General features: G+C 75.7%; 6 protein-coding genes and 1 pseudogene. 4 read left to right on the top strand and 3 right to left on the bottom strand.

Translation table 11 applies throughout. The features are described from left to right. The 3 genes and pseudogenes from AB0N76_RS15250 to rsmH form a co-directional block, all read right to left on the bottom strand. A pseudogene (locus tag AB0N76_RS15250) lies at positions 1-349 on the bottom strand (hypothetical protein); the annotation flags it as partial. Next, the gene (locus AB0N76_RS15245; protein ID WP_363557112.1) at positions 346-918 is read right to left on the bottom strand and encodes a hypothetical protein; all 573 of its coding nucleotides are present in this window, start codon (positions 916-918) and stop codon (positions 346-348) included. The pseudogene AB0N76_RS15250 and the gene AB0N76_RS15245, both read right to left, overlap by 4 nt. A 152-nt stretch (positions 919-1070) precedes the next feature. Then, a complete protein-coding gene (gene rsmH, locus AB0N76_RS15240) occupies positions 1071-2045 on the bottom strand; it encodes a 16S rRNA (cytosine(1402)-N(4))-methyltransferase RsmH (protein WP_363557110.1) in 975 nt (324 codons plus the stop codon). Between the two features lie 628 nt (positions 2046-2673). Here rsmH and AB0N76_RS15235 point away from each other — a divergent pair. The 4 genes from AB0N76_RS15235 to AB0N76_RS15220 all read left to right on the top strand — a co-directional run bounded on the left by AB0N76_RS15235 (position 2674) and on the right by AB0N76_RS15220 (position 8317). After that, on the top strand, positions 2674-3216 hold the full coding sequence (locus AB0N76_RS15235; RefSeq protein WP_363557108.1) for a carbonic anhydrase: 543 nt from the start codon (positions 2674-2676) through the stop codon (positions 3214-3216). 358 nt (positions 3217-3574) lie between these two features. Further along, positions 3575-4546: a MoxR family ATPase gene (locus AB0N76_RS15230; protein WP_363557123.1), complete on the top strand. Its 972-nt coding sequence runs from the start codon at positions 3575-3577 to the stop codon at positions 4544-4546. Position 4547: 1 nt separating this feature from the next. Continuing rightward, entirely contained in the window at positions 4548-5870 is a 1323-nt protein-coding gene (locus AB0N76_RS15225; RefSeq protein ID WP_363557106.1) for a DUF58 domain-containing protein, read from the top strand. Then, positions 5867-8317, top strand: a complete 2451-nt coding sequence (locus AB0N76_RS15220) for a DUF3488 and transglutaminase-like domain-containing protein (protein WP_363557104.1) — start codon at positions 5867-5869, stop codon at positions 8315-8317. The genes AB0N76_RS15225 and AB0N76_RS15220 overlap by 4 nt, the downstream gene beginning before the upstream one ends. Positions 8318-8327: the final 10 nt, after the last annotated feature.

Here is an 8327-nt window from a genome sequence, read left to right as displayed (position 1 = left end):
CCCGCCCGCCGGCCCGCCGCCGGGCGGGCTGCCCCTTGGCGGCCGACGCCCTGGCGGGCTGCACCTTCGCCGCCGCGGGCCGGGCGCCCTGCGCCTTGGCGGCGGCCGGCTTGGCGGACTGCCCCCGGGCCGACTGTCCCTTCACGGGCTGGCCCTTGACCGGCTGGCCCTTCGCGGCCGACGGCCTGGGCGGCTGCTGGGAGCGGGCGGCCTGCGGCTTGGCGGGCTGGATCCGCCCGGCGGCCGGAGGCTTGCCGGACTGTCCGCGCGCGGCGGCCGGACGCGGCGCGGCGCCCTTGACGGGCCGCCGTCCGTCGGAGCCGCCGGAGGGCTGGCGGGGCGTGCTCATCGGCCGGTCGCTCCGTTCGTGCTCGGCGCCGGCTGCGGCGCACCCGGGTTGACCTGGACGGTGACGTCGCCGCCGGAGGCCGGGACGCTCGGCGCGGCGGTGGTCGGCGCGGCCGGGGACGGCGCACCGGTGGCCGGCGCGACCGGGGACGCGGCGGCCGGAGTCGCGGCGGCCGGGGTTCCAGCGGCCGGGGACGGCGCGCCGGCCGGGGGCTGAACGGGTGGCTGGGCGCCCGGCGAGGGCTGCTTCCCGGGCCACGGTTCCACGGTGGACCGTTTCACCGGCGGGCTGTCCTGGGCCGGCTTGGGCGTGCCGACCACGGCGCCGCCGTTCGGCAGGTCGAGGAAGGCCATCCCGCCGCCCGGCACCATGCCCAGCTCGGCGGCCCGGCGGGCCAGCGCGTCCGGCGCGGAGTTCTGGTCGATCTGGTGCTGCAGCCCCTGCTGCTCGTCGGTCAGCACGGTGGTCTGCCGCTGGAGCCGGGACAGCTCGAAGGAGCCCTCGTTGAGCGCGGTGTTCAGCGCCAGCAGCCCGAGCAGCCCGGCCCCGAGCAGCAGCACCACCAGCACCGCGAAGGGTGTCCGCCCCCGTACCGGCCGCCCCGGGCGCACGGTGATCCGCGCCCTGCCGCTCTGCCCGGGGAGCACCCGGCTCCCCGCCCCGCCTCCGGCCACCGGCCCCACGTGTCTTTCCTCCGCCCTTCGGACCGCCCCGACGCCGGTCAGCCCCGGGTGCTTCGGTCCCTGATCCTCTCCGCCACCCGCAGCCGTACGGGTGCGGCGCGCCGGTTCTCCTCGATCTCCTCCTCGGTGGCCAGCTCGGCACCGCGGGTGATCAGCTTGAGCCAGGGCTGGTGCTCCTCCGGGATGAACGGCAGCCCCGGCGGGGCGGTGGTGGTCGCCCCGGCCGCGAAGTACTGCTTGACCAGGCGGTCCTCCAGCGACTGGTACGACATCACGACGATCCGGCCGCCGAGTGCCAGGGCGTCCAGCGCCCCGGGGATCGCCCGGTCCAGGACCTCCAGCTCGCCGTTGACCTCGATCCGCAGCGCCTGGAAGGTGCGCTTGGCCGGGTTGCCGCCGGTGCGGCGGGTGGCGGCCGGGATGGCGTTGCGTACCAGTTCGACCAGACGCGCGCTGTTGGTGAACGGTTCCTTCTCGCGCTCGCGCAGGATCACCGAGGCGATCTTCCCGGCGAACCGCTCCTCGCCGTACACCTTGAGGATCCGGGCCAGGTCGCCGTGGCTGTAGGTGTTCAGCACCTCGGCCGCGCTGATCCCCCGGGTCTGGTCCATCCGCATGTCCAGCGGGGCGTCCTGGGCGTACGCGAAACCGCGCTCGGCCTCGTCCAGCTGCATCGAGGAGACGCCGAGGTCGAAGAGGACGCCGTCGACCTTCGGGATGTCCAGGCGCTCCAGCACCTCGGGGATCTCGTCGTAGACGGCGTGCACCAGGGTCGCCCGGTCGCCGAAGCGGGCCAGCCGCTCGCCGGAGAGCTTGAGCGCGGACGGGTCGCGGTCCACCGCGACCAGCCGGACCTCCGGGAACTGGGTGAGCAGCGCCTCGCTGTGCCCGCCGAGGCCGAGGGTGGCGTCCACCACCACCGCGCCGGGCCGGGAGATCGCCGGAGCCAGCGCGTCCATGCACCGCTGCAGCATCACCGGGACGTGCTTGGGAGCCGGATCGTTGGTGGTCATGCGCTGTGGCGCCCTTCCTCGGTGCGAAGCCGCCCGAGGTCCGGGGAGCCGCGCCCATTCTCTCCCACCCCGCGGCGGAGCCGTCGCACGGGCCGGGCCGCGGCCCGTGGTCCCCGCCCGCTCCGGGGGAAGGTCGTGACCGCCCGGCGCCGGGGAAGGTGCGCCAGGTGGCACGGGGAGCGGGTGGAGGCCACGGGCCGCGTCGGCACCGCCGCACCGGCCGGAAAGGCCCGGTTGACGGGCCCCGACGGGTGTGCTCCACTGCGCGGCAACTCTATCGCGCACGCCCCGTCAGTCAATGGCCCGCTCCGGCGCACCACCCGGGCGGCGGTACGGATCACCGCAGGTGGAGACGGTGCTGATGGCATGTGCCGGCGGCCGGCCGGGGGCGCGAGGACGGCGGACGGCCACCGCTCGCGCCCCGTACCCGGCCGCCCCCCGGTCACCCCCGGAGCACCCCGGGAGCGCCCCCGGTCCGGGCCCGGCCCCGGACCGGGACGCGGGCGGACATACCGGGAGCGGACCACCCGAAACACCCGCGTGTTGTGGATATGCACTCGGTCACAAGCGCCCGCTCTGTAGCCATCGACCCCACCATGACCGGACGAATCGCACTAACGTCTTCGTCATGACAGTGACCCCCGACCGGCCCACGCCGACCGCCGCTGCCGATTCCGCCAACCCCGCCATCATCGACCGCTTCGTCGCGTCCAACCGCGAGTACGCGGTCACCTTCCGCGACGGCGGGATGGACGCCCGTCCGGTGCAGAAGATCGCCGTGGTCGCCTGCATGGACGCCCGCCTCGACCTGTTCGCCGCGCTCGGCCTCGAACTCGGCGACGCCCACGTCATCCGCAACGCGGGCGGCGTGGTCACCGACGACACCATCCGCTCCCTCACCATCAGCCAGCGCGCCCTCGGCACCCGCTCGATCGCGCTGATCCACCACACCGGCTGCGGCCTGCTCGGCCTCACCGAGGACTTCCGGCGCGAGCTGGAGCTCGAGGTCGGCCAGCGCCCGCAGTGGGCGGTCGAGGCCTTCGTCGACCTGGACGGCGACGTCCGCCAGTCCATGCAGCGGGTCCGCACCTCGCCGTTCCTGCTGCACACCGACGACGTGCGCGGCTTCGTGTTCGACGTCCACACCGGTCTGCTGCGCGAGATCGACTGACACCCCTCCCGCCCGTCCGGCCGGCCCGGCCAGCGTCGTCCGGGCCCCGCCGGGCAGTCTCCCGTGCCCCCGGAGGCGGGCGGACGACCGGCCCGTGACTTCTGGCCGCCGGGCGGGGGAGAATGCGCCTGCCGGTCTGACCTCGAACCACCTGGGGCGGCCAGCCGCAGGCCGTACCCGGCACCGGCTCCCCCACACGGAACCGCGTCCGGAGCGGCCGCGTCCAGCATGGGGTGGGGGCCGGCCTCGGTCGGGGGCCGGTCGTGGTGTGCCAGGGAGCGAACGGGTGACGAGCTACAGCGATCAGGCCGGTCTCAACGGTCGTGCGGGGGGCGGCCAGGGGGCGGACTACCACCCCATCGGCCTGCCGGAACTCGCCGCCGTCGTCGACCGGGTCCGGGCCAACATCGAGAGCGTGATCGAGGGCAAGCCGGAGGCCGTCCGGATCGCCCTGACCGTCCTGCTCGCCGAGGGCCACCTGCTGCTGGAGGACGTCCCCGGCGTCGGCAAGACCATGCTGGCCAAGGCCCTCGCCCGGTCCGTCGACTGCACCGTGCGGCGCATCCAGTTCACCCCGGACCTGCTGCCCTCGGACGTCACCGGCACCAACATCTACGACCAGCAGCGGCGCGACTTCGAGTTCCGCCCCGGCGCGATCTTCGCCCAGATCGTGGTCGGCGACGAGATCAACCGCGCCTCGCCGAAGACCCAGTCCGCGCTGCTGGAGTCGATGGAGGAGCGCCAGGTCACCATCGACGGCACCAGCTACGAGCTGCCCTCGCCGTTCATGGTGGTCGCCACCCAGAACCCGGTCGAGATGGAGGGCACCTACCCCCTCCCGGAGGCCCAGCGGGACCGCTTCATGGCCCGGATCTCGATGGGCTACCCCAGCCCCGAGGCCGAGTTCGCGATGCTCGACGTGCACGCCGGCGCCAGCCCGCTGGACGACCTGCAGCCGGTCGCGCACGCCGCCGACATCCTCAAGCTGGTCGAACTGGTCCGCACCGTGCACGTCGCCGACCCGGTCCGCCGCTACGCCGTCGACCTGGTCGCCGCCACCCGCACCAGCCCCGAGCTGCGCCTGGGCGCCTCCCCGCGCGCCACCCTGCACCTGGTCCGGGCCGCCCGCGCCGCCGCCGCCCTGGACGGCCGCGACTACGTCACCCCGGACGACCTGCAGCGGCTCGCCGTCCCGGTGCTCGCCCACCGCCTGATGCCGACCGCCGAGACCCAGCTCAACCGCCGCACCGCCGAGCAGATCGTCACCGACCTGGTCGCCCGGCTGCCGCTGCCGCGCCCGCAGGGCGGCCCGGCCGGCCGGAGGGGCTGAGGTGGGTCCGTCCGACGAACCGTCGGGCCTGCGCGCCGGCCTGCGCGGCCTCACCACCCGCGGCCGCTCCTTCCTCGCCGCCGGGGTGACCGCGGTGGTCTGCGCGTACCTGCTCGACCAGGACGCGCTGCTGCGCGTCGGCGTGCTGCTCGCCGCCCTGCCGCTGGCCGCCGCGCTGCTGCTGGCCAACACCCGCTACCGGGTCGCCAGCGGCCGCCGGCTCACCCCGCGCCGCGCGGTGGCCGGCCAGGAGGCCCGGGTGCACCTGCGGGTCGACAACGTCTCCCGGGTCCCCACCGGCCTGCTGCTGCTGGAGGACAAGGTCCCGTACGTGCTCGGGCCGCGCCCGCGGTTCGTGCTGGACCGGGTCGAGCCGCGCGGCCACCGCGAGGTCTCCTACCGGGTCCGCTCCGACCTGCGCGGCCGCTACCCGCTCGGCCCGCTCCAGCTGCGGCTCTCCGACCCGTTCGGGATGTGCGAGCTGAACCGCTCGTTCTCCGCCTCCGACGTGCTCACCGTCGTCCCGCAGGTCCTGCCGCTGCCGCAGGTCCGGCTGAGCGGCGAGTGGGCCGGGCAGGGCGACAGCCACACCCGCTCGCTCGCGCTGGCCGGCGACGACGACGTCATCCTGCGCGAGTACCGGCCCGGCGACGACCTGCGCCGGGTGCACTGGAAGTCCACCGCCCGCTACGGCGAGCTGATGGTCCGCCGCGAGGAGCAGCCCCGCAAGGCCCGCGCCACCGTCCTGCTGGACACCCGCGAGGTCGGCCACCGGGGCGGCGGCCCGGCCTCCTCCTTCGAGTGGGCCGTCGTCTGCGCCGCCTCGGTCAGCGCCCACCTGCTGGAGCTCGGCTACCAGACCCGACTGCTCACCGACACCGGCCACGCCGTCCCCGGCCCCGACAGCGGCGGCGGCCACGCCGCCGCCGACGCCTCCGGACTGATCCTGGACGCCCTCGCGGTCGTCGACCTCTCCGACGGCGCCGGTCTCTCCCGCGCCGAGGAGCCGCTGCGGTCCGGCGGCGAGGGCCTGCTGGTGGCCGTCCTCGGCGAGCTCGACGAGGCGCAGACCGCCCGGCTGGCCCGGCTGCGCAGCCGCACCGGCGGCGCCGTCGTCTTCCTGCTCGACACCGGCACCTGGGCCGGACTGCGGCTGCTCGCCCCCGAGACCGGCGGCGAGGAGTTCCGCGACCGGGTGCGCCGGCTGCGCGAGGCCGGCTGGACGGTCCTGCCCGTCCGCTCCGGCGACTCCGTCCCCGACCTGTGGCGGGCCGCCGACCGGGCCGAGTCGCCCTCCCCCTACCGAGAAGAGGCCGGCGCGTGACCACCCGGGCCAAACTGACCGTGTACTCGGCGCTGGCCACCGCCCTGGCCGCGCTCTGCCTGACCCCGCTGCTGACCACCAAGGGCTGGATCACCCACGCCTATCTGGTGCTGGCCGTCGTCGCGGCGGTCGGCGCCGGCCTGCGGCGCACGCCGTTCTACCGCTGGACCGTCCCGGTCGGCCAGCTGCTGGTGCTGGCCGTCCTGCTGCTGCTCGGCTTCGCCTCCGCCGCCGCCTCCTGGGGCGGCGTGCTGCCCGGCCCCGAGTCGGTCCGGCTGCTCGGCCGGGTCCTCTCGCACGGGCTGGACGACGTCCGGGACTACGCCATCCCCGCCCCGCCCAGCGCCGGCCTGCGGCTGATCCTGGTCGGCTCGGTCGGGCTGATCGCCATCGCGGTGGACACCGTCGCGGTCACCTACCGGCGCTCGGCGCTGGCCGGGCTGCCGCTGCTCGCGCTCTACTCGATCGGCAACGGCCTGGCCGGCGACAAGGGCAGCTGGCTCTGGTTCGCCGCCGCCGCGGCCGGCTACCTGGTGCTGCTCTTCGCCGAGGGCCAGGACCGGGTCTCCCGCTGGGGCCGGGTCTTCCGCGGCACCTCGCGCGGCGGTGGCGAGGGCGGCGGCCTCGGCGGACTCGGCCAGAGCGGCCGCCAGGTCGGCGTGATCGCGCTCGCGCTCGCCCTGCTGCTGCCCGCCTTCCTGCCGCGCTGGAGCTCCGGCCTGGTGCACAGCGGCTCCGGCACGGCCGCCGGCAAGCACGGCCCCGGCGGGATCAGCAGCCTCGACCCGCTGGTCAGCCTGACCTCCGCGCTCCCCAACCCGCGCGGCGTCGAGCTGTTCACCTACCGCTCGGAGAGCCCGGTCGCCGACCGCACCTACCTGCGCACCGGCTCGCTGGACGCCTTCGACGGCACCACCTGGAAGCGCGGCTCGGGCGACACCGTCCCCTTCAAGGGCACCTTCCCCCCGCCCGAGGGCCTGAGCAACGCGGACCTCGCCGAGGTCAAGGTCGACGTCCGGATCGGCAACCAGCTGGAGGACGCCCTGCTGCCGATGCCCTACCCGCCCAAGAGCGTCGGCCTGCGCGACAACGACGCCTGGCAGCTCGACCCGGTCACCGCCAGCCTGCTGCCGGTCAAGGAGAAGGCGATCAAGGGGCTGAGCTACTCGGCCACCGGGCTGGACGTCCCCGCCACCGCCGGCCAACTGCGCAACGTGCCCCCGGCGCCCAACCGGATCCGCGAGCAGTACCTCTCCCTGCCCCGGGACCTGCCGGACCTGGTCAAGCAGAAGGCCGACGCCGTCACCGGCCGGTCCAGGACCGCGTACGACAAGGCCGTCGCCCTGCAGGAGTGGTTCACCGGCCCCGACTTCACCTACGACATCACCAACCGGTCCGGCACCGGCGGCGACGCCATGGCCGACTTCCTGGCCAGGCGCCGCGGCTACTGCATCCACTTCGCCTCCACCATGGCGGCGATGGCCCGCTACCTGAACATCCCGGCCCGGGTCGCGCTCGGCTTCACCCCCGGCAACAGCAAGAGCGGCAACGTCTACTCGGTGACCGACGCGATGTACCACGCCTGGCCCGAGCTGTACTTCGAGGGCTACGGCTGGCTGCGCTTCGAGCCCACCCCGACCCGCGGCGTGCAGCCCTCCTACGCCGACCCGGTCAGCACCCCGGCCACCCAGCCGACCACCGGGCCGACCGCCCTGCCGGAGCCCAGCGCGGCGGTCAAGCTGCCGTCCGCCAATCCCGACTGCGACCCCAAGCTGCGCCGGATGGGCGAGTGCGGGGACCAGAAGCAGCACACCGCGGACGGCGGCGGGCAGTCCTGGCTGCTCTCCGGGCAGACCCTGAGCACCGTCGGCGTGGTCGTGCTGCTGCTCGCGCTGCTGCTCACCCCGATGATCTGGCGGTCCCTGCTGCGCCGCCGCCGGCTCGGCCCCGGCGGACGGCGGCGGCCCGGCGGACCGGGCGGTCCGATCGAGCTCACCGACGCCCAGGTGCTGGCCGCCTGGGACGAGCTGATCGACTCCGCCTGGGACCTCGGCATCCCGCCGGACGAGTCCCGCACCCCGCGGGCCGCCGCCCGGCGGATCACCGAGGCCGCCGAACTGGACGAGGTCGCGGCGGCCGCCGCCGGCCGGGTGGCGCTGGCCACCGAACGGGTGCTCTACGCCCGGGCCGCGCACGTCACCGAGCCGCTCGCGGCGGACGTCCGGACCGCCCGCGCGGGCCTGCGGGCCGTCGCCGGCCGCCGGGGCCGGATCCGGGCGCTGCTGCTCCCGGCGTCCTCCGCCCAGCTGCGCTGGCGGATCTCGGACGGGCTGCTGACCGCCCGGCTGGCGGTCCGCGGCCGGGTGGCCCGGGTGGCCGGGGCGGTCACCGGACCGGTCCGCCGGCTGCTGACCCGGCGCCGCCCGGACGGCGACGGGCGGTCCTGACACACGCCGA

The organism is Kitasatospora sp. NPDC093806, assembly GCF_040683335.1.
Classification (GTDB): Bacteria; Actinomycetota; Actinomycetes; order Streptomycetales; family Streptomycetaceae; genus Kitasatospora.
The sequence above is the reverse complement of the archived record's forward strand: the minus strand, read 5'-3'. Positions and strand labels throughout refer to the sequence as shown.

Coding starts and splice junctions, on each gene's coding strand:
- rsmH (WP_363557110.1), bottom strand. CDS start 2,045: ATGACCACCAACGATCCGGCTCCCAAGCACGTCCCGGTGATGCTGCAG.
- AB0N76_RS15235 (WP_363557108.1), top strand. CDS start 2,674: ATGACAGTGACCCCCGACCGGCCCACGCCGACCGCCGCTGCCGATTCC.